Below are 22,675 nucleotides of genomic sequence, written 5' to 3'. Positions count from 1 at the left end.
GCACCTGACAGACTGGACCCGTGACCCAGGAGCTGCCTTTCGAGAACCCGTACCGGCACGGATACGCCCGCGTCGCCGCGTGCACGGTGCCGGTGGCCATCGCCGATCCCGCCGCCAACGCCGAGTCGATCCTGGCGAGCGCGCACGCCTGTCACGACGACGGTGTCGCCGTCGCGGTCTTCCCCGAGCTGGGGCTGACCGGGTACGCGATCGAAGACCTCGTGATGCAGGACGTCGTCCTGGATGCCGTCCTCGTCGCGATCGACCGCCTGGTCGCGGCATCCGCCGACCTCACCCCTCTGCTGATCGTCGGCGCTCCCCTGCGGATCGAGAACCGGCTCTACAACTGCGCCGTCGTCATCCACCGCGGCAGCGTCCTCGGCGTCGCGCCGAAGTCCCACCTCCCCACGTACCGCGAGTTCTACGAGTCGCGCTGGTACGCCCGCGGCGACGACGCGCCGAGCCACATGGCCCTCGCCGGCGCGGAGGTGCCGGTGGGCACCGACCTGCTGTTCGAGGCGACGGACGTGCCGGGACTCGTCGTGCACGCCGAGATCTGCGAGGACTTCTGGGTGCCCGTGCCGCCGTCCTCGCACGCCGCGCTCGCGGGCGCGACGGTGCTCGCGAATCTGTCGGGGAGCCCCATCACCATCGCCCGCGCCGAGGACCGCCGCATCCTCGCGCAGTCGCAGTCCTTCCGGTGTCTCGCTGCCTACGTCTACGCCGCCGCAGGACAGGGTGAGTCGACCAACGACGTCTCGTGGGACGGGCAGACGATCATCTACGAGAACGGCACCCTCCTCGCCGAGACCGAGCGCTTTCCCGACGGTCCGCGCCGGGCGGTCGCCGACGTCGATCTCGACCGGCTGCGCCAGGACCGGCTGCGCCAGGGCACCTTCGAGGACAACGCGCGCAGCGTCGGGGTGCCCGTGCGCCGCATCCCGTTCACCGTCGCCGCGGCGGCATCCGTCCGCGGACTCCGGCGACCGCTCGACCGGTTCCCGTTCGTCCCCGACGACCCGGCCCGTCTCGACCTCGACTGCTACGAGGCGTTCAACATCCAGGTCTCCGGTCTCGAGCAGCGCCTGCGCGCGATCGGACAGCCGAAGCCGGTCATCGGCGTCTCGGGCGGCCTCGACTCGACGCACGCTCTGCTGGTCGTCGCCCGCGCGATGGACCGGATGGGCAGGCCCCGCAGCGACATCCTCGCGTTCACGATGCCGGGCTTCGCCACCGGCGACCACACGAAGTCGAACGCGATCGCCCTCGCCGAGGCGATCGGAGCGACGATCGAGACGATCGACATCCGGCCGATGGCCACCGAGCTGCTGACGGGACTCGGACACCCGTTCGCCGAGGGCGAGCCGGTGTACGACGTCACGTTCGAGAACGTCCAGGCGGGCGCACGCACCGACTTCCTCTTCCGCCTCGCGAACCAGCGCGGCGGCATCGTCATCGGCACCTCCGACCTGTCCGAACTCGCCCTCGGCTGGGCGACCTACGGCGTCGGCGACCACATGGCGCACTACGGCGTCAACGCGGGCGTCCCCAAGACCCTCATCCAGCACCTCATCCGGTGGGTGATCGCGCACAGCGACGAGTCGGGGACGACCCTCACCGACCGCGCGAAAGAGGTGCTCCAGGCAGTGCTCGACACCGAGATCAGCCCCGAGCTGGTGCCGGCGGGCGCGGACGGCAAGGTGCAGTCGACCGAGAGCACGATCGGCCCGTACGCGCTGCACGACTTCACGCTCTTCCACGTGCTGCGCTACGGTTTCCGCCCGTCGAAGATCGTGTTCCTGGCCGAGCAGGCATGGGCGGACGCGGATGCCGGGGCGTGGCCCCCCGGCTTCCCGGAGGACGAGCGGTACGCCTTCGACCGCGAGACGATCGTGCGGTGGCTGCGGGTGTTCCTGCAGCGCTACTTCGGATTCGCGCAGTTCAAGCGCAGCGCCGTGCCCAACGCCCCGAAGGTCTCGCCCGCGGGCTCGCTCTCGCCCCGGGGCGACTGGCGCGCACCCTCCGACGGCAATGCCGCGGCCTGGCTCGCCGATCTCGACGCCGCCTTCCCCCGCCCGACGCACTGACGTGCGGGTGCGATGATGGATCGGTGAAGCTCCTCGTCGCCGCCCTCGACTCCGAACTGGTCGCCTTCCCGGAGGAGCTTCCCGGCTTCGACCGTCTCGTGACGGGTCCCGGCAAGCTGCAGGCGACGTACGCACTCACCCGCGCGCTCGACCGCGGGGAGTACGAGGAGATCGTGGTGGTCGGCACCGCAGGCTCGGTCGATCCCGAGGCGACCGGCGTCCACGACGTGACCACCGCGCTGCAGCACGACGTCTCGGACGTCGACGGCATCGCCGGTCAGCACGTGTCGCTGCCGGCGACCGTGTCGATCGCGGGACGTGACGGCACGATCATCGCGACCGGCGACCACTTCGTGGACGACGCCGGAACCGTGGAGGCCATCCGCGCACTCGGCGGCACCCTCGTGGACATGGAGGCGTACGCCTACATCTGGGTGGCGCAGCAGTTCGGCGTGCCCATCCGTGTGCTGAAGGCCGTCTCCGACAGCGCGCAGGACGACGCGATCACCGATTGGCGCGACGCGGTCGCCGCCTGCAGCGTGCAGCTGCGCGGACGGATCACCGAGCTCTACGGCGTCTGAGCGCGACCCGTGGGCGCCGTGGGACTCAGGCGTCGCGACGGGCGAAGAGCGACCGGAGGACGAAGAACACGATCAGCGCGACGATTGCGACGACGACCAGCTTCGCAGCGAAGAAGACGAGCTTCAGCACGACATCCACGACGATCCACGCGATGACGATCGCGATGATGACACCCAGGATCGTCCAGATCATGCCCTTCTTCATGCGTCCAGCCTAGGGCCCGCGGCGGCCGCGGGGATCCGGGGTCAGTTCGACGGCGCGGATGCCGCGCTCGCGGGCGTCGCCGGCGTCGCGGGCGTCACCGGCGACGGGGGCGTGAGCGGCGACGGCGGCGTGGCCTGCGTCACCGGGGTCGGCGTCGTGACCGGGGTCGTCGCGGAGGGCGGGGTGACGGGGCTCGGCGTCGGGGTCACGGCCGTGACGACCTTCGCCGTGTCGTTCGTCACGTCCACCGTCACCGGGGTGGAGCCGTCGAGGGTCGGCGTCGACGTGCCGGTCAGCTGGCCGCCCGGAAGGGTCGTCCCCTCCGGGTCACGCAGGTCCATGGCGGCCGCGGCGGCGGTCGCACCGCCGGCGATGAGGCCCAGACCGACGACGCCGGTCACTCCGTACGCGATCCACTTCTTGGTCTTCATGATCCTGTCTCCTGATCGAAGGGGCGGGTGCTCGCCCGATGGCATCAGCCTGACCGACGGGGCTAAGCCAACTCGAAGGCGTTCATGAGAGCGCCCTTATGTTCGCCTCGTCCGTCGCACAGGGCGGCCGCCACCCGCAGCAGCCCACGGGCTCGTGCCCGGTCGCCGGCATCGACCGCGGCCAGCGCGTGGCCGATGAGGTGCGCCGCCGACAGGGGGGCGCTGTCGGGGACATCCCGCCAGCGTGCCGCGGCGGCATCCGCCACGTCCCACAGCGCGGTGGATGCATCCGCCCCCGACAGCGTCGCACTCGCGATCGTGTGGCCCAGGAAGGCCGCCACGTCGTCCGCGGGGTGCCCGACACCCGCGGTGTCGACGTCGATCAGACCGGTCACCTGTCCGCCGGCGTCGACGAAGATCTGACCGAGGTGCAGGTCGCCGTGCACACCCACGGATGCCGAGGTGGTGGGGCCGCCGTCGCGGGGGATCTCGTCGAGCAGGACGTCGATGCCGGTGTCGATGCCGCGCAGGCGGGATTCGTACCAGCCCCGTCTCGTCGCGATCGACGTACGCGCGCTGCCCTCGAACGGCGCGGCGGCGATCCGCGCGCGCAGCTCGTCCACCCGGTCCAGGAGCAGCTCGGGGGCGAGCGCGCCGGTCGCGGCCGCGTCGATGGCCGGAGTCCCGGAGGCGTGCGCCGTCACGAGGATGCCGTCGGGCGCCCACCCTGTGACCCCGGGCACCGGAAGGCCGGCCGAACGGAACGCGGTGTGCAGCTCCACGATGCGCTCGACGCGCCGCGGGCGGACGACCTTGACCCAGACCGGCTCGCCGTCGCCCGCCGCACGCACGACGGCACGGCGGCCCGGCCGGTAGGCGACCAGGACCGGGGTGCCGCCGCTGTGAACGCCGAGCCGCGCCAGGAGGATCGACAACGCCTCGCCGAACGCGACGGGAGCGAGCGCGGGGAGGTGCGGGTCGGCCGGGTGCATCCAGATGCGCGCGACCCCTTCCAGCGCGAGACCGGTCTCCTCCCGGACGGGCAGGAGTGACGTGTCCACGTAGGCGTACGCCTCGGCCTCACCCGGCAGCCGGAAGCCGGCGACGGTCCCCTCGCCGAGCGGCTCCCGGCCGATCGGGGCCAGCTGCGACTCCTCGAGGTCGAGGGCGTCCGCGAGCAGGGCGGCCTCGGGTGTCACGGTGGGCGCTGGCATGTGTCGATCCCACCACGATCAGCACGGCGGAGGGCGTGAGACCTTTCTTAGGGTGACGTCGCGGCGGCGCGACGTCGCGATACTGGAGGGCATGGATGCCGCCCCCCGCCGCCGCTTGCTGGTGTCGGTGCGCACACGCATCGTCGTGGCGATCACTCTCGTCGCCGCGATCGGGCTCGCCTCGGTGGGCCTGACCGTCTACGTCGTCGAACGCACGACGAACCTGCAGAGCATCGAGGACCGCCTCAGCGACAACCTCGAATCGGCTCGCTACATCGTCGCGGCGGGCAACAACGACACCGGGGGGTGGACGAGTGCCGAGGAGGCGCTGCGGCAGGTCGTCCAGCGCATGAGCCCCGACGACAACACGGGGGCCGTCGGGATCATGGCAGGCAACGCCCGCTTCACCCCCGGCATCCGGTTGGACGTCGACCCGAGCAGGGACAGCGACTTCGTCTCCGCCGCTGCCGAGGCGGGGGCAGGCGGCGCCCCCGTCGTCCGCACGTACAGCGGGAACGGGGTCACGTGGCGCTACCTCGCGGTCCCGATCGCCATCGAGGGCGACACGACACCCGGGGACGTCGTGTTCGCCCTCGTGTACGACGTGGAGGCCGAGCTCGCCGAGATGGACGGACCGGCGCGGGCCTACCTCCTCGCGAGTGCCATCGCGTTGATGATCATCACCGCCGTCGCCTTCATCGTGTCGACGCGACTGCTGCGCCCGCTGCGGCGGATGCGCGAGACGGCGGAACGGGTCTCGGGCCAGTCGCTGTCCGAGCGGCTCCCCGTCGAGGGCGAGGACGATGTCTCCGAACTCGCCGCGACGATGAACGCCATGCTCGACCGGCTCGACGAGGCCCTCGACTCGCAGCGACGCCTGCTGAGCGACGTCGGGCACGAGCTGAAGACCCCCATCACGATCGTCCGCGGGCACCTCGAGGTGATGGACCCGCGCGATGTCGCCGATGTGGAGAGCTCCAGGGACCTGGCCGTCGACGAGCTCGACCGGATGCACAACCTCGTGCACGACCTCGGTGCCGCCGCCGCTCTGCACGGTCCGCGGCCGGTGACCCTCTCCCCCGTCGACACGGCGGACCTGCTGACGCAGGTCGTCCGCAAGGCCGGCGCTCTCGCCGATGCGTCCGTGACGGCGGGACCGGCGGTCGACGTCGTCATCGCGGCCGATGCTGAGCGGCTCACCCAGGCGCTCCTGCAGCTCGCGCAGAACGCCGTCACACACGGGGGCGGCGACATCGTCCTGAGCAGCAGGCTGACGGAAGACGCGGTGGAGTTCCGCGTGCGCGACCACGGTCCCGGTGTCCCCGACGACCAGAAGCCGTTCGTGTTCGATCGATTCCACCGGGGAACGGATGACGGTCGCGGAAGCGGGCTGGGTCTCAACATCGTCCAGGTCATCGCGAAGGCGCACGGCGGTTCCGCGCGGGTGGCGGATGCCGAGGGCGGCGGCGCGGTCTTCATCCTGTCCATCCCGCACGAGGGTGCGGTGGCCGACGACGATAGGCTGCCGGATCGACCGCCGACACCCGTCACCATCTCCGAGGAGCGCTGAGCGTGGCATCCATCCTGATCGCCGAGGACGAGGCGCGCATCGCCGGTTTCGTGGAGAAGGGGCTGCGCGCTGCGGGGTACGCGACGCAGATCGCGGCGACCGGCACTGACGCCCTCCACCTGGCGCAGACCGACGAATTCGACCTGCTGGTACTGGACGTGAACCTGCCGGGCATGGACGGATTCCAGGTTCTGGAGCAGCTGCGCGGCAGCGGGTCGCGGATGCCGATCATCATGCTGACGGCCCGTGTCGAGCTTCAGGACACAGTGGCAGGCCTCGAGGGCGGGGCGGACGACTACCTCGGCAAGCCGTTCCGGTTCGACGAACTGCTCGCACGGATCCGGCTGCGGATGCGCAAGGACGACGACAGCGGTGGCGCCCCCGCCCTCTCGCACCGCGACCTGACCCTCGACATCCGGACGCGCGAGGCCCGGGTGGCGGGAACCCGCGTCGAGCTCTCGGCGCGCGAGTTCGCCCTCGCGGAGGAGTTCGTCCGCAACGCGGGCCACGTGCTCAGCCGCGAGCAACTGCTGAGCCGCGTGTGGGGGTACGACTTCGATCCGGGCTCGAACGTCGCCGACGTCTACGTCGGGTACCTCCGGCAGAAGCTCGGGTCGGATCGCATCGAGACGGTCCGCGGCGTCGGCTACCGGATGGTGTGACCCGCGGGGCTCAGCGCCTCCTGCCGCACGACGCTCGGTCCCTCCGGTGTCGCCTCGACGACGAGCTGAGCCGGGATCTGGTCCTTCATCGCCTCGACGTGACTGATGACCCCGACGACCCGCCCGCCGGCGCGCAGCTCGTCCAGGGTGCGCATGGCGAGTTCGAGCGTCTCGGGATCGAGCGAGCCGAAGCCCTCGTCGATGAACAGCGTGTCGAGCCGGATGCCACCGGCCCGGGACGTGACCACCTCGGCGAGGCCGAGGGCGAGCGCCAATGAGGCGAGGAACGTCTCTCCGCCCGAGAGGGACTGCGGCGACCGGAGCCGCCCGGTGTGCGCATCGAGGACCTCGATGGACAGACCGGATGCCGCGCCGCGAGCCTGCCGCGCATCGGAATGACGAAGCGTGTACCGGCCCGACGACATCTCCGACAGCCGGAGGTTGGCGGCGGCGACGATCTCCTCGAGCTCGGCGGCGAGGACGAAGGTCTCGAGATCCATCTTCATCGTGTTCGGCGCTCGGCCGGCGACCGTGTCGGCGAGACGGGTGACGGCAGCGGCATCCTCCGCCTGCGTCGCCACGGCCTCAGCCGCCGTCTCGATGCGGGCGAGGAGGTCGCGGAGTCCGGCAGCGGCGCTCGCCGCGTCGGCCTCGGCTGCGATGGCCGCGGTGCGTGCGTCGTCGGCGGCCGTCGCCGCATCCGCCGCTGCGGCGACGGCATCGAGGTCGAGGGTCTCGTCGACGGAGGCGAGCTCGAGCTCGAGGGTGCGCGCCTGCGCGGCCGCCAGGCCGGCGGCATGCGCCTCGATCCGCTCGGCGAGCCGGGTCGCCTCGTCCGCCGGCAGGAGCGCGTCGAGCACGTCCGCGGGAGCGTCGAACACCGAGGCTTCGAGGCGCTCGTCACGGTCGCGCTGCGCCAGGTGGGCGGCCTCGCGTCGTGTGCGCTCGGTGCGCCGGAGGTCGAGCAGGCGCGTCGCGAGGAGCCGGTGCTCCTCGTCCGCGGCGATCCGCGCGGCGACGCTCTCATGCTCACCGCGGGCGGCCGCCACCGCCCGTTGAGCGGTCTCGAGCACCGTCTCGGCGGCGGCGATCTCCTCGCGCAGCGCGCCGGCACGCCGGCGAAGCTGCGTCGCCTCGCCGAGAGCGGCGGCCTCGAGCGCGTCGATGTGCTCGACGGCCCTCGTGAGTCCGTCGAGCCGGTCGCGCGCGGCGCGGGCCGCAGCGAGCTCCGCGTCGAGGCCCTCGAGCGCCGTCACGAGGTCGTCGACGTCCCGGCCACCCGACGATGCGGTCGCGGCGGCGACGGCCTCGCGGGCGGCTGCGGCCGCCTTCGCCGCATCCCGCTCCGCGACGGCGGCGGTGTCTCGGGCGCGTTCGGCGGCGGCGAGATCGTCGTCGGTGACGTGCGCGGTGTCGTGCGTCGCGGGACGGGGGTGCGCCGTCGCACCGCAGACGGCGCACGGCTCGCCGTCGACGAGGGATGCCGCAAGCTCCCCCGCGTAGCCGCGAAGGCGCCGCCGGAGGAGCTCACCCACGTGCGCCGAGGCCGAGGCGGAGCGGGCGTTCGCCTCCGCGTAGGCGGCCTCCGCTGCCGCTGCGGCCGGGGTCAGTCGCTCGAGGGAACGCGCCGCATCCAGGCGGGGCGCCAGATCCCCCCGCGCGGTGGAGAGGTCGTCATGCCGATCCGCGACCGCGCGGGTCTGCGCCAGGTCGGCCGCCGCCTGGCGGCGCCGCTCGGGCACGGCAGCCAGGGCGGCATCGAGATCCCGGAGGGCGTCCTCGACCTTTTCGAGCTCCTCCCGGCGCAGGCGCTGGGCGTCGGTCAGTGTCGCGGCTGAGCGCTCCGCCTCGGCGGCGTCCTGAGCGCGCGCGATGCGGCCCGTGAGGTCCTCGATCACGGCGTCCAGGTCGTCCGCGGCGGACCCGCCGGCGGCGACCCACTCGTCCTCCGCCGTCTGACGCGTCTGCTGCGCGACCGTCCACTCACCGGCGGCGCGGGCGGCGGTCTCGACGGGAGCGCGCAGCGCCTCAGCGGCGCGAGCGCGTCCGACCTGTGCGCGGAGGACGTCGATCTCCGGAGCCTGCGCCTCTCGGGCAGCGAGGTCGCCGCGCGCCGTCTGCAGGTCGGCGAGGCGCTGGGCGACCTCCAGGAGACGCCGATGCTCGGAGACGGCGACCTCGGCGCGGGTCGTCGCGAGCGCGCGCTCGTTGCCGCGAGCCTCCACCCGATACTCGGCGCGCGCGACGGCGCGCTCGACGGCGGCTTTCCTCCCGAGAAGGTCCGCGTCGACCGGGGCGTCGCCGCCGTCGGCCGGATGGAGAGCGTGCGCGGTGATCTCGCGCTCCGCGACGTCGAGCAGCGTGCGCACGCGCGCGCCGCTGTCGTCGAGTCGCTTCTGCGCCTCACGCCGACGGTCCTCGAGCGCATCCTTATACCCCTCGAAGCGGCGCGTGCCGAACAGCGTCCGCAGCAGCTGCTGCCGCTCCGCGTTCCCGGCCAGGAGGAATCGGGAGAACTTGTTCTGCGCGAGCAGGATCACCTGCTGGAACTGCTGGGCGCTGAGGCCGAGGACCTCATCGAGAGCGATCCCGACCTCACGCTGCTTGGCGGCCCGCCCGATCCAGGCATCGTCGACCCACTCCTCGAGTTCCGCCCGCGCGGGCTCGAGGGTGAGTCCGCCCCCGCGTTTCGCCGGACGCTCGTACTCCGGCGCACGGGTCACCCGCCAGCGCGTGCCGCCGACCGTGAACTCCAGGCGCACCTCGGTCGGGTCGGTCAGGAAGCTGTGGTCGCTGCGCAGCCGACGGTCGCCCCCCTCATAGCGCGGAACCGACCCGTAGAGCGCGAAGCTCACCCCGTCGAGGATGCTGGACTTCCCGGCGCCCGTGCGCCCTGAGATGAGGAACAGACCGTCGTCGTCGAACGCGTCGAAGTCGACGGTCTGGCGCTCGCGGAACGGGCCGAATCCCGTGAGTTCGAGGCGGTGCAGCTTCACGCGAGCGCCTCCTGGCGCACCCGCTCGTCGAGCACGTCGTCGAGGACCTCCGCCTCGCGCTCGGACGGCCCCTGCCCCTCTCGCACGTGCGCGAGGAAGGCTTCGACGAGCTCGCGGTCGGTACGCGCCGCCCGCACCCGCTCGACGTAGCTGCGCCGGTCCCCCGCGCGCACGACGGCGGGCGCGTGCACGACCTTCGCGCAGAACGGGAACCGCTGCTGCAGGCGGCGCAGCGGGTCGGCCTCGGGCAGGTCGTCGGTGTACTCGACGCACACCCAGGCCTCCGCGGCGGTCTCGTACTGCTCGCCCTCGAGGATCTCGGCGAAGGAGCCGCGCAGCGTCATGAGTCGCCGTGGCACCGGGAGCTCGAGCCATTCCACGGATGTCAGGCCCGCGGCGTCCAGGTCGATCAGCCACGACCCGCGCGGCTTGTCACCCTCGCCGAAGCTGTAGTGCAGCGGCGCGCCGGCATACCGGACGTTCTCGGCCAGCCGCTGGCGCCCGTGGATGTGCCCGAGGGCCATGTAGTCGACACCGTCGAAGGTCGACAGCGGGACGACGTCGAGGCCGCCCTGCTGGATGTCGCGCTCGAGGTGGGGGGTGGGCTCGACACCCGCGGCGAAGCAGTGCGCGATCGCGACCGACCGCCCGCGCCGCTCGGCGAGGTCCGCGCGGACGAGGTCCATGGCACGACCGAGCACCGCGGCCTGGGTGCGGACGCCCTCCCACCGGTGACGCAGAAGGGCGGGCTCGAGGTACGGGATGCCGTAGAAGTGGACCGGACCATGGTCGTCGTCGATCGTGAGCGGGGTGCCGACGGCATCCGGATCGGTCAGGACGTGGATGCCGTCGCGCAGCAGCCCCGCCTGGAAACCCAACCGGGCCGCGGAGTCGTGATTGCCGCTCGTCACGACGACCCGCGCGCCCGCGTCGGCGATGCCGCGGAGCGCGTCGGAGAGCAGCGTGTAGCACGCGGCGGCGGGGGTCGCGGAGTCGAAGACGTCGCCCGCGACGATCACGACGTCGACGCCGTGCGCGCGCACCTGCGCGGTCAGCTCGTCGAGCACGCCGCGGAGCGCGTCGAGCGTGGAGTGACCGTGGAAGGTCCGCCCGATGTGCCAGTCGGAGGTGTGCAGGATGCGCATGCTGACACGGTAGATCGGGTCCCCGACATCGCCGCCGAGGCGTGCCGGGGCCGCGTCAGTCCGCAGCGGGAACGACGGTGCCGCGGCGGCGCAGGCCGATGAGGTCGATCACCGAGACGAGGGTCGCGATGGCGAGGAAGACCCCGACCGCGGCCATCCCGTAGGCGTAGGCGTCGTGGTAGACCGCGAGCGAGTCGAGCCCGGCATCCTTCTCGCGGTAGATCGACGCGTAGAACAGCGACAGTCCGATCGCGGTTCCGACCGCTGTCCCCACGCGCTGCCCGAGCTGGCCGACGGAGCCCGCGAGGCCGCCCTCGCGCACGGCGATCTCGGAGAGGGTCAGCGTCTGGTTGGGTGAGACGACGAGGCCACCTCCCGCGCCGGCGACCAGCAGTGCCGCGGCCATCCCGTAGGCGACCGTCTCGCGGGGCATCGTGAAGGCGACGATCGTGAGCGCGACCACGCTGACCAGCACGGTCACGAGGCCGATCGTCACGAGCTGGCGACCGAGGCGGTTGACGAGGAGTCCGCCGTAGTACGAGCTCGCCGCACTCGCGACGGCGAACCCGATGGAGACCATGCCCGCGAACACCGGCTCGAGCCCGACGCCCAGCTGGAGGAAGAGCGTGCCGAGCAGGAACATCGGCGGGATCGCGGTGAAGTAGGCGACGACGACCAGCGTGCCGTTGCGGAAGGAGCGGATGCGGAACATCCGGAACGGGATGAGCGGCTGACGACCGGATGCCGCATACCGCCGCTCCCACCAGAAGAAGAGCGCCGCGAAGAGGACGAAGGCGGTCAGCAGCCACCAGCGGTTCGGGTCGTCGTCCGGCGAGCCCGTCGTGAACAGGAACGGCCACATCAGCGAGACGATCATCAGGCCGAAGAGAACGATGCCGACCGGGTCGAGCTGCAGGGGGCGGCCGCTGGCCTGACGGGTCTGCGGCAGGATCCAGATCACGCCGGCGAGCACGAGGAGGCACAGCGGCACGTTGAACCAGAAGATGCCGCGCCAGCCGTCGGTCGGACCGCCGAGCGCGATCATCAGACCTCCGAGGGTCGGGCCGAACGCGGTGGCGATGCCGATCGTCGCGCCGAACAGACCGAATGCGCGGCCGCGCTCCTTGCCCGTGAACAGCTGCTGGATCGTGCCCATGACCTGCGGCATCTGGATACCGGCGGCGATGCCCTGGACGAGTCGGGCCGCCATCAGCACCTCGATGGTGGGCGCGAGGGCACACACCGCGCTCATGACGGTGAACAGGCTCAGCCCGACGATGAACAGCACCTTGCGGGAGCGCTGGTCGCCGAGCCGGCCGAAGGGCACGAGCGCAAGGCCGAAGGTGAGGATGTAACCCGACACGACGAGCTGCAGCTGGGTCGAGGTCGCGTCGAGGGACGCCTCGATCGCCGGGAGACCGACATTGACCTTGCTGAGGTCGAGGATCGTGAACGCCGCCACCGAGACGCACACCCAGAAGGCCCGCCAACGCTGCGAGGAGGACAGGGGGATGCTGGCGGTGGCAGGGGATGTCATGACCGTCCCACGCTACCGGCCCCGCGGCGACCCGAGGCGGACGGGCTCAGGATGCCGCGGCTCGCTCGGCCTTCTTGCGCTCCTGGAACTCGCGCAGGGCCTCGTACCGATCGGCCGATCGCGCGCGTCGCTTCTCGGCCTCCTCATCGCGGTCCTTCGGCGGCACGGCGGACACCAGATCGTCGAGCAGCTGACGCGTCGCCGCGGCGATCTGCTCGACGGCGAGGTCGAACGCCTCCTGATTGGCGCGCGACGGTCTCGTCATGCCGCTGATCTTGCGGACGTACTGCAGGGCGGCGTCGTGGCACTCGGCGTCCGTCGCGGCGGGCTCGAAGTTGTGGAGCGGCACGATGTTGCGGCACATGGCCGCCACGGTACGCCGCCTCGCAGGGCGCCGCCAGGGTCACTCGGCGCGACGCTCCGCCTGCTCGTCGGTCAGCACGTCGGGATCGAGACCCTGCTGGATCTCGGCACTCTCGACGAACGGATCGGGAGCGGCGTCCGGCATCGGGGCGCCCTCGCCGCGACCGCGGTCGGCGGCATCCTGCTGCTCCTTCTCCTCATTCGTCACCGCACCCGAGGCGATGATCGAGGACTCGTCCTCCGACCAGCCGCCGGCGGGTGCGGCCTCGCTCGTCCGGTCGTTCTCGTCGTGATCCATGGCCGTCTCCTCGCGCCTCGTCGTCCGCCCATCGTTCACCGCGCCGCGCCGAGGGTCGACGGGCTTGACCGCACCGGGCCATCGCGACTACGAACGAGAGGCGAGGGGAAGAGACCAGGATGTCGGGACACGGGCGGGACACCGCGGGAGCACCGTTCGTGGTGACCCTCGTCGTCGACCTGCCGATCGCCAAGCCCGACGCCCTCGAGACGATCGCGTTCGCGTGCGACGGGGTCGTCGAGCACGCGCGGACCGCCTACCCGCGCGTCAGCCTCTCCCCCGGCGCATGGGCCGAGGTGCAGATACCCAAGTTCGGTGACCCGCCGCCGCTGGCGGTCGACGTGTGCTCGGACGGATCGATCGAGGTCGCGCGCGCAGCGGCCGAGCGCCTGCGGGGCGCGCTCGAGCGGCTCGGCTGGCGGATACGCGATCCCCGGCCGGGCGAGGCCTGACCGGGTCAGGCGGTGCGCCGCTCCTGCAGCAGCGCCTCGTGCCCGGGATTCGCCTCGAACCAGTCGGCGACGTACCAGCACACCGGGATGACCCGTCGGTCACCGCGTCGCTCGAGGTCGGCGACCGCGCGTCGGACGAGCTCACCGGCGTAGCCCGACCCGCGGAACGTCGGGATCGTATAGGCACGGGTGAGCGCAACGGTGCGACCGTCGTCGTTGTAGTCGAGGACGCTGACGAGGTCTTTGCCGCGATGCAGGGTGTAGCGCGCGGCATCCTTCTCATCCGTGAACATCAGCTCGCTCATGCGATCACGGTACGCCGATCGGGCGCTCGCATGGACGATGCCCAGCGGATTGAGCAATCTGTCACATTCCGTCATGCGGACGTTGCCGAGGGGCGGCGGTTTGACACATGGCGACGCGCTTCGTCATAATCGGCCACATGACTGACTTCGCACGCACTCTGTCCGCCCGGGAGGCGAACGGAACTGCCGGCATCATGATGCCGCAGCGTGCTGTCATGTGTTGCCGAATGTGTCGCTGACACGGTGATCCCCGCCGGGTCGCGCCGCCGTTTCTGAACACGGTGTCGTCCGACCCCCGAGGCTCCGGCTCCTCCGCCCACAACGCGGATGCCGGTGGCCTCGCACATCGGCCCCAGTGAGGCCATCCGCGCAACACTCCCGAACCCGCGTCCCGCTCCGGGTTCCCCCTTCGAAGGACATCGCCATGTCGACCTCCGCTCTCCTCTCCGCTCCCACCGCCCCCCGCCACCTCCGCGCCGTCGAGGACATCGCTCCTCCCCGTCCCGTCGCGCCGCGCCCCGCGCCGTCGTCGAGCGGACTCCCTGCCGGCACCGCACCGCGCGGGTTCGCCCTCTACGTCGGCCTCGACGAGCTGAAGGCCGCCGCCGACGGTGTCAGCCTCTCGGTCATCGTCGACGCCCTGCGTCGCACCATCGCCGAGCTGGCCCCCTCCGCCGAGACGCACGCGACCGTGGCTCTCGCCCCGGTCGGCGCAGGCGGCCGTGACGTCGACGTCGTCCGGCTGGCCCTGCACGAGCCCGCCGCCGTCGCCCGCACCAAGCCCGAGGAACCCCTCGACGAGCACGTCCCCGGCGGCGTCACCATCGACATCTCCCGTCGCCGCGTCCACATCGACGGCGAGACCGCGTCGCTGACGTTCAAGGAGTTCGAGCTGCTGCAGTACCTCGTCCTGCGCGAGGGCCGCACGATCGAGCGCACCGAGCTCGTCTCGTCGCTGTGGAGCCACGCCGACGGCGACGACGCTCCCGGCGAGCGCACGATCGACGTGCACGTGCGCCGCCTGCGCTCGAAGCTCGGCCGCTACGAGGACATCGTCCGCACGGTGCGCGGCATCGGCTACCGGTTCGACCGTCACGCCGACGTCGTCATCCGCTACGGCCACGGCACCCCCTCGCCCGACCGCTTCTGATCAGCCGGCTGTCGGCCCCCGGACGTAGGGTGTCGGCATGAGGACGGTACTGCGCGAACGGATGCCGCGACCCGCGGCACCCTCGTCGCTCAAGCCCCTCGAGGCCGAGTACCGACCCCGCGTCCCCGTCGACGTGATGGGTGCGGTCCGCTACCAGCAGCGCGGCGCGCACGACCCGTCGCAGACCACGGCCGACGGCGTGATCTGGCGCGCGACGCGGACGCCGGAGGGTGTGGCCACGATCGCGATCCGCCCGGGCCTGCGCACCGTCCGTGCGGCCGCGTGGGGACCCGGCGCGGCCTGGTCACTCGATCAGCTGCCACGGCTGTGCGGGGCGGGCGACGACCCCGACGGCTTCGACGCGTCGCGGCATCCGGTCATCGCCGCCACGCATCATCGGCGGCCAGACCTGCGCATCGGCGCGACCGACCTCGTCTTCGACGCCCTCGCGAGCAGCGTCTTCGAGCAGAAGGTGACGGGCCTGCAGGCGTTCGGTGCGTGGCGCTGGATCCTCACCCATCACGGCGAGCCCGCACCCGGCCCCACGCCCCGGCCGATGTACGCTCCGCCGGCGGATTGGCGGATGATCCCGAGCTGGTCATGGCATCGCGCAGGCCTCGAGCCGCCTCAGTCACGCACCATCACGGACGCCGCGCGGCGACGCGCCTCCATCGAGCGTGCCGCCGTCGCCGCGACGACGGGTGACGAGCGCGACCGCGTCTTCACGAGCCTGCCGGGCGTCGGGATCTGGACGAGCGCCGAGACCCGCATCCGGGCGTTCGGCGACCCCGATGCCGTGAGCTTCGGCGACTATCACGTCGCGCACCGCGTCGGATACGCCCTCACCGGGTCGCGCGTCGACGACGACGGGATGCGCGAGCTGCTGGAGCCGTGGAAGGGGCACCGACAGCGTGTCATCCGCCTCATCGAGGTGTGCGGGGTGGTCGAGCCGCGGCGCGGCCCGCGGCTCGCACCGGAGGATCACCGCCGCCGCTGAGCGCCGCTTAGGCTTGCGGCATGGCTCAGCGACAGCGGGGACGCGGATTCTGGTTGCTCGGCACGGTAGTGCTGTTCGTCGGCGGCATCCTGTTCGGACTGGTGCTGCAGAACGTGTGGGTCGGGCTCGTGCTGGCCGCGGCCATCTCCATCGGCTGGCTCATCGCGTACGAATCGCGCCGCGGACGCAACGAGGGCATCTACGACCGCGACGACGACGGCGCGCAGCTCTAGTAGTAGACCGCCAGGGGGCCGCGCGGACCGTCGACGACGTCCACCGGGGTCTCGAAGATGTCGGTGAGCACGTCGGCGCGGATGATCTCGCCCGGCGTGCCGAAGGCGGCGACCCGACCGTCCTTCATCGCGCAGACGCGGTCGGCGTAGTGACCGGCGAAGTTGATGTCATGCAGGACGACCACGATCGTCCGTCCGAGCTCCGTCGCCGCCCGCTGGAGGTGGCTCATCATCTGCACGGCGTGCTGGATGTCGAGGTTGTTGAGCGGCTCGTCGAGCAGGACGTACTCCGTGTCCTGGGCGAGGACCATCGCGACGTACGCGCGCTGCCGCTGGCCGCCCGAGAGCTCGTCGAGATACCTGCCCTCCAGCCCGCGGAGGCCGAGGAAGTCGATCGACCGGTCGATGATCTCCTCGTCCGCGACAGTGAGACGGCCCTGCGAGTGCGGGTAGCGTCCGAATCCCACGAGCTGACGCACCGTCAGGCGGGTGACGAAATGGTTCTCCTGCCGCAGGATCGCGATGACCTTCGCGAGCTCGCGGGACTTCGTCGCCGTGACGTCGTGACCTCCCACCGAGATCGATCCCCTGTCCGCGGCGAGGAGACGTCCGACCATCGTGAGGAGCGTCGACTTGCCGGCGCCGTTGGGCCCGATCAGTGCGGTGATGCCGCCGGCGGGCAGGTCGAGGGTGACCGGACCGATCGCGACCTCGGTGCTGTAGCGCTTCTCGACGGCGGTGAGCGAGATCACAGGCGTCCCTTTCGGAGCAGGTGGATGAGGAAGAGGGAACCACCGACGATCTCGACGATGATCCCGACCGACCCGGCGGCGTAGAAGACGTGCTTCAGGACGAGGTAGGCACCGCCGAGCACCACGAAACCCACGAGGGCCGAGAGCGCGAACATGCGCCGATGGTCGAAGGTGTCGGCGAGCTGGTAGGTGAGCATCGCGACGAGGAACCCGAAGAACGTCATCGGCCCGATGAGCGAGGTCGACACGGCCATGAGCACCGACACCAGCAGCAGGGCGAGGATCGAGTCGCGGCGCTGCGACGACCCGAGACTCAGCGCGACCTCGCGACCCAGCCCGAGGAGGTTCAGCCGTCCGCTGCCGAGGACCAGGAGGCCCGCCGCGACGACGACGAGCGGGATCGCGATCGGCAGGTAGGTCGCGTCGGCGTTCGCGACGCTGCCGATGAGTCGCGCCGTCAGCAGATCGAACTCGGTGGGCGTCAGCAGCCGCTGCAGGAAAGTCGAGAACGCGGCGAGCGCGCCGCCGAGGATGATGCCCACGAGGAGCATGATCTGGACGTTGGCGTACCGCCCCGACAACAACCATCCGTACAGGGCTCCCGAGAAGGCGAGCATGGCCGCGACCTGCAGCAGATATGGACCGGGCCCCTGCACCAGCAGGACACCGGCGGCACCGAAGAAGAAGATCGCCGCCGTGGAGATGGCGGTGTAGAGCGACTCGAAGCCCATGATCGACGGTGTCACGATGCGGTTGGCGGTGACGGTCTGGAAGGTGATGGTGGCCATCCCCTGGCAGACCGCGACGATCACGATCACGATCACGCTCGTCGCGCGCAGCTGCGCGATGCGCCAGAACCCGTCGCTGCCGGCGGGAGCGGGGTTGTCCCAGAGCAGGATGCCGGACGCCACCGCGACCGCGACCGCACCGAGTACCGCGACGGTCACGGCATAGCGGCGCGCGCGGGTCGCCGTCGGGAAGGGCCCGGAGAGCGCGAGGACGTCAGCCACGGCGGCGCTGCCTGAGGAGAAGGCCGATGAACACGACCGCCCCGATCATCGCGAGGATGAGCGACACCGGCACCTCGAAAGGTGCGTTGACGATGCGGGCGAGGATGTCGCAGACAGTGATCAGTGCGATGCCGCCGAGCGCCACCCACGGCAGATTGGACCGCAGATCATCACCCCGGATCAGCGAGACGACGTTCGGGACGATGAGTCCGAGGAACGGCAGGTTGCCCACGACGACCGTCACGACACCGGCAGCGAGAGCGATCAGCACCGTGCCCAACAGCACGATGCGCCGATAGTCCAGTCCGACATTGGTCGCGACGTCCTCGCCGAGCCCGGCGATCGTGAAGCGGTCGGCCGCGACGAAGACGGCGATGACGACGAGGAGCACGATCCACAGCGGTTCGTACTGCCCGCGCAACACCGAGGTGAACGAGCCCGTGAACCAGATCGCCATGCTCTGCAGCAGGTTCGTCGACAGCGCGATGAAGGTCGAGATCGCCCCCACGACAGCGCCGAGCATCATCCCGACGATCGGCACGATGATCGACGAGGTCAGCATGACCCGGCGCAGGAACAGGAAGAAGAGCATGGTCCCGACGAAGGCCATGCCGACCGCGCCGATCATGCGCACGACGAGGGGCGCATCGGGGACGAGCAGCATGACCAGGAGCAGCCCGAGACCCGCCCACTCGGTGGTCCCGGTGGTGGTCGGCTCCACGAAGCGGTTCTGCGTCAGCAGCTGCATGACCAGGCCGCACATGGCGAGCGCTGCGCCGGCGAGGACGAGGCCGGCCGTTCGCGGGATGCGCGTGATCGCGAACATCTCCGCCCCGTCGGCCTCCCCGATCACGTCGTAGACGCCGACGAAGAGGGAGAGCGCCACGAGGCCGGCGACGACGACAGCGCCGAGCAGAAGCGGCCAGGTGAACAGGCGCCCGCGCGGGCGCCTGTTCACCGGGTGCTCGAGAGTGAGGGTCACCGGCTCTCGAGGGCGTCCGCGAGGTCCTCGAAGAACGTCGTGTACGTCTCGATCCCCTCGTTCAGGTAGGTGCCCTGCGGCATGTAGACGATGTTGCCCTCGCGGACCGCGGTCACGTTCTGCAGCGCCTCGGATCCGGCGATGACGTCGTTCGCGGGCGTATACGCCTCATCGGTGTTGACGCTGACCGCGGCATCCCGGTCCATCACCAGGAACCAGTCGGGGTCGGCTGCGGCCAGCGCCTCGACGGAGATGTCGTCGCCCTGGTGATCGGTCGAGCCATCGGACTTCAGTGACGGCGTCAGCCCGAGGATGTCGTAGACGGGTCCGAGCGTGCGGCCGGTGGTCGGCGCGGCGTAGTTGATCTCGCCACCGGAGGTGATGACGCCCATGACGGTCTCCGTGTCGTCGTAGGCGGCGCGGACCCGCTCGATCGCGGCATCGAAGTCGGCGACGAGCGCCGCTGCCTCGTCCTGCTTCCCGAAGATCTCGCCCAGGGACGTGACCTGGCGACGCAGCTCCTCGTCGAGGGGCTCACCTTCGCGCGGGTCGAACTCGACGATGGCGGCGTCGGGGACGAGAGTCCGGAAATCGGCGTAGTAGCTCGAGAAGCGCTGCCCGTTGACGATGAGGTCCGGATCGGCGGCGACGACCGCCTCGAGGTCGGGTTCGTTGTGGTTGCCGAGGTTGGCGACGGCGGGGTCGTCCTTGAACGAGAGTCCGTCCGGGAAGATGTCGAGCGGCGCCCCGACGATGTCGATCCCCCAGGCGTCGAGCATGGCGATCGTCCGGTTGTCGGTCGCGACGACCCGCTGCGGCGGCGTCGTGACGGTCTGCTCGCCGTGATTGTCCTCGACGGCGACGGTCTCGGTCTCGGTCTCGGCGACCGATTCGGCGTCGGGTGCCGGGCCGGCGCACCCGGCGAGGGCGAGCGCCGCGAGGGCGACGAGCGGGGTGGCGGTCAGGGGACGGATGCTGCGCATGTGACTGCTCCTGTCGTCGACGGAGCGGGCGTGTATGAGCACGCTGGCGCCGTCGGTCGGTAGGGGATCGCGGGCGATTGCCCGGCGGTTTTTAGGTTAGCCTTACCTGTGTGAGCTTCGTCAAATCCGCCCCCTCCTTCCGGCTGGACCGACAGCCGCTCGACCTCCGCTTCCGCCGCGCCGTCCTCGCGGCACGGACCTGGGAGACGCCCACCTTCGTGCGCGTCCGCCTCGAAGGCGACGACCTGCGCGGCTTCACATCCCTGGGCAGCGACGACCACATGCGCCTGTTCTTCCCCGACGACCCCGCCGCCGACCTCGACGCGATCCGACAGTCGCCGAGCCGCGAGTACACGCCGCTGGCCTGGGATGCTGAGGCCGGCTGGCTCGAGGTCGAGTTCGCCGTGCACGGCGATCAGGGCGTCGCGGCACCGTGGGCGGCATCCGCTCCCCTCGGCTCGACGATCGGGGTCGGTGGCCCTCGCGGCTCGATGCTCGTGTCGGGTCGCCCCGACGCCTGGTTCCTCGCCGGCGACGAGACCGCCGTGCCGGCTATCCGCCGGTTCGCCGGACTGATGGATGAGGACGCGGTCGGCCGCATCCTCATCGAGGTGACGGATGCCGCGCACGAGCTGCCCATCCCCGCGCCGCGCGGAGTGGACGTCAGCTCCGTCCACCGCGGCGCGGCCCTCCCCGGCACGGCGCTGGCCGCCGCGCTCGATGCGCTGTCGCCGGCGAATCGCCCCGAGGGCGACGTGTTCGGCTTCGTCGCGGCCGAGCAAGGCGTCGTCAAGTCGGGGCGGCGCCTGCTGCTGGAGCGGTGGGCCCTGGCATCCGATCAGATCGTCGTGAAGGGTTACTGGAAGAGCGGCGAGGCCGAGTACCACGCACCGCACTGAGCGTGGCGTCAGAGCGTGACGACGACCTTCTGCGCCGAGACACCGGCGCGCTGACGATCGAGCGCGTCCTGCATCGCCTCGAGGCCGTGCCCGGTCACGAGCGGCTCGGGCGACGGGCGCACCGTGCCGTCGGCGAGCCACTGCGGGAGCAATCCGCCCCAGAGCCGGTCGCCGAGGCCGTCGTCGCGGAGGCTCGTGCCCCAGACGAAGCCGGCGCGGATGCCCGCCCATCGGGCGCGCAGCATCAGCGCCACCATGCGGAGCCCGAGCCTCGTGAAGACCGGCACCATCGCGGGGAAGAGGCGACGACGCCCGGCGAGATCTGCCAGCGACACCGGCGTGCTCGCCATCACGAGAACCGATCCGCCGGTGCGCCGGAGGACCTCGATGCAGGGGGCCGCCGAGGTCTCGCCGAACGCGACCGCGCCGAGGACCGGACGGCCACCGATGCCTGCAACGAGGTCGTCGACCGCGGTGGACGACCCGTGATCGGCGACGACGTCAGCGCCGAGCGAGCGCACCAGGTTGGCATTCCGCGGCGAGGCGGTGCCCACGACGTCGTACCCGGCGGCGCGCGCCAGCTGGATCGCGTTCATGCCGACGCTCGTCGACCCGCCCCAGATCACGACGACGCCGCGGGCGGTGCGGGGCTCGGCCGGGTCGTGGACGGCGAGGCCGAGGTGTTGCGGCTGGAAGAGCGCGCACGCCGCGGTCGACACCCCCAGCGGGAGGACGGCGGCCTGCGCGTCGCTGATCGCGTCCGGGATCGGGGCGGTGAGCCGCTCGAGGAGCGCCGTGTAGTGCTGGAATGCGCCCTCGTGGCGGGAGTCGCGCCCCTTGTCGGTGCCTGTCGCCAGCCCGACCACCCGATCCCCGACGTGGAATCGGGTCACCTGCGAACCGACCGCGACGACCTCTCCCGCGACGTCGGAGCCGAGCACGGCAGGAGCGGGCAGCCACCGATAGGTGACCGCGCCGGTGCCCTGGATGACCCAGTCGACCGGGTTGACCGCGACGGCGCGGACGCGCACGATCACTTCGTCGGCCGCCGGCTCGGGCATCGGCATCCGCTCCACCGTCAATCGGGCACGCGGTGCGCGCATGAGTGCGGCGGTGTTCTGTGGATCGGTCACGGCGGCTCTTTCGGTCGATGATGTCACGGGGTGTCATCACTGTACGCTCTTTCATGACACCTGGTGCCATCACTAGGCTGTGAGCATGGCCAGATGGGCGCCGGACACCCGGGAACGACTGCGCGCCGCGGCCCTCGCCCTCTTCGAAGAGCGGGGTTATGCCGCGACGACCGTCCCCGACATCGTCGCGCGAGCCGGCGTGACACGGCGTACGTTCTTCCGCCACTTCGCCGACAAGCGAGAGGTGTTCTTCGACGGCGACGAGATCCCCGAGCTCGCCGCTCGGATGATCGCCACCGCACCCGCACACCTCGCGCCCATGACCGTCGTCGTCCAGGGGTTGCACTCGCTCGCCCGCGAACGTTTCGAGCCCCGCCGTGCCGAGATCCGCTTCGCCCGCAGTGTCATCGCCGCGGAGCCGGCGCTTCGCGAACGCGATCTGCGCAAACAGGCGGACCTCCGCGACGCCATCCGACGCGGCTTCACCGCGCGGGGCGAAGACGAGCGCACGGCCGCGGCGGTGGCCGGCATCACGGTGGAGGCTCTGCAGAGCGCCTTGGATGCCTGGGCGTCAGACGTCGACGAGGTGCCGCTCACCGATCACCTCGACGCCGCGTTCGATCGGATGCGGGCCGTGCTGCGCGTCGGGTGACGCCACCCCCGGAACGTGTCAGCCGACGCCGGAGTTGC

The 22,675-nt window shown here is 71.3% G+C and carries 24 protein-coding genes; 10 read left to right on the top strand and 14 right to left on the bottom strand.

Annotated elements, in window-relative coordinates; all coding sequences use genetic code 11:
- Positions 1-20: 20 nt before the first annotated feature.
- Positions 21-2,087 (top strand): NAD(+) synthase, encoded by a 2,067-nt coding sequence (locus M3190_RS03975; RefSeq protein ID WP_251578535.1) that lies wholly within the window; start codon positions 21-23, stop codon positions 2,085-2,087.
- A 23-nt stretch (positions 2,088-2,110) separates the two neighbouring features.
- Positions 2,111-2,668, top strand: coding sequence for a nucleosidase (locus tag M3190_RS03970; RefSeq protein ID WP_251578534.1), 558 nt, complete (start codon positions 2,111-2,113; stop codon positions 2,666-2,668).
- A gap of 25 nt (positions 2,669-2,693) precedes the next feature.
- Here the strand turns inward: M3190_RS03970 and M3190_RS03965 are convergent, their stop codons facing one another.
- From M3190_RS03965 to M3190_RS03955, 3 genes are all read right to left on the bottom strand, one after another.
- Positions 2,694-2,873 (bottom strand): hypothetical protein, encoded by a 180-nt coding sequence (locus M3190_RS03965; RefSeq protein ID WP_251578533.1) that lies wholly within the window; start codon positions 2,871-2,873, stop codon positions 2,694-2,696.
- A 41-nt stretch (positions 2,874-2,914) separates the two neighbouring features.
- Positions 2,915-3,304 carry a hypothetical protein gene (locus M3190_RS03960; protein WP_251578531.1) on the bottom strand — a complete coding sequence of 130 codons (390 nt, stop codon included), beginning with the start codon at positions 3,302-3,304 and terminating at the stop codon, positions 2,915-2,917.
- 62 nt (positions 3,305-3,366) lie between these two features.
- Positions 3,367-4,518, bottom strand: a complete 1,152-nt coding sequence (locus M3190_RS03955) for a phosphotransferase (protein WP_251578529.1) — start codon at positions 4,516-4,518, stop codon at positions 3,367-3,369.
- A gap of 91 nt (positions 4,519-4,609) precedes the next feature.
- Between M3190_RS03955 and M3190_RS03950 the strand changes: the two genes are divergently transcribed.
- Both M3190_RS03950 and M3190_RS03945 read left to right on the top strand, forming a co-directional pair.
- On the top strand, positions 4,610-6,088 hold the full coding sequence (locus tag M3190_RS03950) for a sensor histidine kinase (protein ID WP_251578527.1): 1,479 nt from the start codon (positions 4,610-4,612) through the stop codon (positions 6,086-6,088).
- 2 nt (positions 6,089-6,090) lie between these two features.
- Entirely contained in the window at positions 6,091-6,750 is a 660-nt protein-coding gene (locus M3190_RS03945) for a response regulator transcription factor (protein ID WP_251578525.1), read from the top strand.
- Here M3190_RS03945 and M3190_RS03940 read toward each other — a convergent pair.
- Genes M3190_RS03940 through M3190_RS03920 form a run of 5 tightly spaced genes read right to left on the bottom strand, consistent with a single transcriptional unit; the run spans position 6,735 to position 13,089 of the window.
- Entirely contained in the window at positions 6,735-9,746 is a 3,012-nt protein-coding gene (locus M3190_RS03940; protein ID WP_251578522.1) for an AAA family ATPase, read from the bottom strand. The two genes, M3190_RS03945 and M3190_RS03940, sit on opposite strands and share 16 nt — an antisense overlap.
- Positions 9,743-10,891, bottom strand: coding sequence for an exonuclease SbcCD subunit D (locus M3190_RS03935; protein ID WP_251578520.1), 1,149 nt, complete (start codon positions 10,889-10,891; stop codon positions 9,743-9,745). The genes M3190_RS03940 and M3190_RS03935 overlap by 4 nt, the downstream gene beginning before the upstream one ends.
- A gap of 55 nt (positions 10,892-10,946) precedes the next feature.
- Entirely contained in the window at positions 10,947-12,428 is a 1,482-nt protein-coding gene (locus tag M3190_RS03930; RefSeq protein WP_251578518.1) for an MFS transporter, read from the bottom strand.
- Positions 12,429-12,474: 46 nt separating this feature from the next.
- Positions 12,475-12,792 (bottom strand): DUF2277 domain-containing protein, encoded by a 318-nt coding sequence (locus M3190_RS03925; RefSeq protein ID WP_251578516.1) that lies wholly within the window; start codon positions 12,790-12,792, stop codon positions 12,475-12,477.
- Between the two features lie 39 nt (positions 12,793-12,831).
- Positions 12,832-13,089 (bottom strand): hypothetical protein, encoded by a 258-nt coding sequence (locus tag M3190_RS03920; protein WP_251578514.1) that lies wholly within the window; start codon positions 13,087-13,089, stop codon positions 12,832-12,834.
- Positions 13,090-13,208: 119 nt separating this feature from the next.
- Here M3190_RS03920 and M3190_RS03915 point away from each other — a divergent pair, with 119 nt between their 5' ends.
- Positions 13,209-13,541 (top strand): hypothetical protein, encoded by a 333-nt coding sequence (locus M3190_RS03915; RefSeq protein WP_251578513.1) that lies wholly within the window; start codon positions 13,209-13,211, stop codon positions 13,539-13,541.
- A 5-nt stretch (positions 13,542-13,546) separates the two neighbouring features.
- Here M3190_RS03915 and M3190_RS03910 read toward each other — a convergent pair whose 3' ends face one another.
- Complete coding sequence (locus M3190_RS03910) at positions 13,547-13,846, bottom strand: GNAT family N-acetyltransferase (RefSeq protein WP_251578511.1); 300 nt, start codon at positions 13,844-13,846, stop codon at positions 13,547-13,549.
- A gap of 424 nt (positions 13,847-14,270) precedes the next feature.
- Between M3190_RS03910 and M3190_RS03905 the strand changes: the two genes are divergently transcribed.
- The 3 genes from M3190_RS03905 to M3190_RS03895 are packed head-to-tail and all read left to right on the top strand — an operon-like array spanning position 14,271 to position 16,226.
- Positions 14,271-14,996 (top strand): winged helix-turn-helix domain-containing protein, encoded by a 726-nt coding sequence (locus M3190_RS03905; protein WP_251578509.1) that lies wholly within the window; start codon positions 14,271-14,273, stop codon positions 14,994-14,996.
- A 37-nt stretch (positions 14,997-15,033) separates the two neighbouring features.
- Entirely contained in the window at positions 15,034-15,993 is a 960-nt protein-coding gene (locus M3190_RS03900) for a DNA-3-methyladenine glycosylase 2 family protein (RefSeq protein WP_251578507.1), read from the top strand.
- A 20-nt stretch (positions 15,994-16,013) separates the two neighbouring features.
- Complete coding sequence (locus tag M3190_RS03895; RefSeq protein WP_251578505.1) at positions 16,014-16,226, top strand: hypothetical protein; 213 nt, start codon at positions 16,014-16,016, stop codon at positions 16,224-16,226.
- Here M3190_RS03895 and M3190_RS03890 read toward each other — a convergent pair.
- Genes M3190_RS03890 through M3190_RS03875 form a run of 4 tightly spaced genes read right to left on the bottom strand, consistent with a single transcriptional unit; the run spans position 16,223 to position 19,953 of the window.
- Complete coding sequence (locus M3190_RS03890) at positions 16,223-16,978, bottom strand: iron ABC transporter ATP-binding protein (protein WP_251578503.1); 756 nt, start codon at positions 16,976-16,978, stop codon at positions 16,223-16,225. The genes M3190_RS03895 and M3190_RS03890 overlap by 4 nt on opposite strands.
- Positions 16,975-17,988 (bottom strand): iron chelate uptake ABC transporter family permease subunit, encoded by a 1,014-nt coding sequence (locus tag M3190_RS03885; RefSeq protein WP_251578501.1) that lies wholly within the window; start codon positions 17,986-17,988, stop codon positions 16,975-16,977. Before M3190_RS03885 ends, M3190_RS03890 begins: the two co-directional genes overlap by 4 nt.
- Positions 17,981-18,970 (bottom strand): ABC transporter permease, encoded by a 990-nt coding sequence (locus tag M3190_RS03880; protein ID WP_251578499.1) that lies wholly within the window; start codon positions 18,968-18,970, stop codon positions 17,981-17,983. The genes M3190_RS03885 and M3190_RS03880 overlap by 8 nt, the downstream gene beginning before the upstream one ends.
- Positions 18,967-19,953 (bottom strand): siderophore ABC transporter substrate-binding protein, encoded by a 987-nt coding sequence (locus M3190_RS03875; protein WP_251578497.1) that lies wholly within the window; start codon positions 19,951-19,953, stop codon positions 18,967-18,969. Before M3190_RS03875 ends, M3190_RS03880 begins: the two co-directional genes overlap by 4 nt.
- A 110-nt stretch (positions 19,954-20,063) precedes the next feature.
- Here M3190_RS03875 and M3190_RS03870 point away from each other — a divergent pair, with 110 nt between their 5' ends.
- The gene (locus M3190_RS03870; RefSeq protein ID WP_251578495.1) at positions 20,064-20,852 is read left to right on the top strand and encodes a siderophore-interacting protein; all 789 of its coding nucleotides are present in this window, start codon (positions 20,064-20,066) and stop codon (positions 20,850-20,852) included.
- Positions 20,853-20,860: 8 nt separating this feature from the next.
- On the opposite strand, the gene M3190_RS03865 is transcribed toward M3190_RS03870, so the two are convergent.
- Positions 20,861-21,985: a zinc-binding alcohol dehydrogenase family protein gene (locus M3190_RS03865; RefSeq protein ID WP_308222233.1), complete on the bottom strand. Its 1,125-nt coding sequence runs from the start codon at positions 21,983-21,985 to the stop codon at positions 20,861-20,863.
- Positions 21,986-22,070: 85 nt separating this feature from the next.
- Here M3190_RS03865 and M3190_RS03860 point away from each other — a divergent pair, with 85 nt between their 5' ends.
- Positions 22,071-22,637 carry a TetR family transcriptional regulator gene (locus M3190_RS03860; RefSeq protein ID WP_251578493.1) on the top strand — a complete coding sequence of 189 codons (567 nt, stop codon included), beginning with the start codon at positions 22,071-22,073 and terminating at the stop codon, positions 22,635-22,637.
- Positions 22,638-22,675: the final 38 nt, after the last annotated feature.

The sequence above is a fragment of the Microbacterium oleivorans genome, assembly GCF_023715745.1.
Taxonomy (GTDB): Bacteria; Actinomycetota; Actinomycetes; order Actinomycetales; family Microbacteriaceae; genus Microbacterium; species Microbacterium oleivorans_D.
The sequence above is the reverse complement of the archived record's forward strand: the minus strand, read 5'-3'. Positions and strand labels throughout refer to the sequence as shown.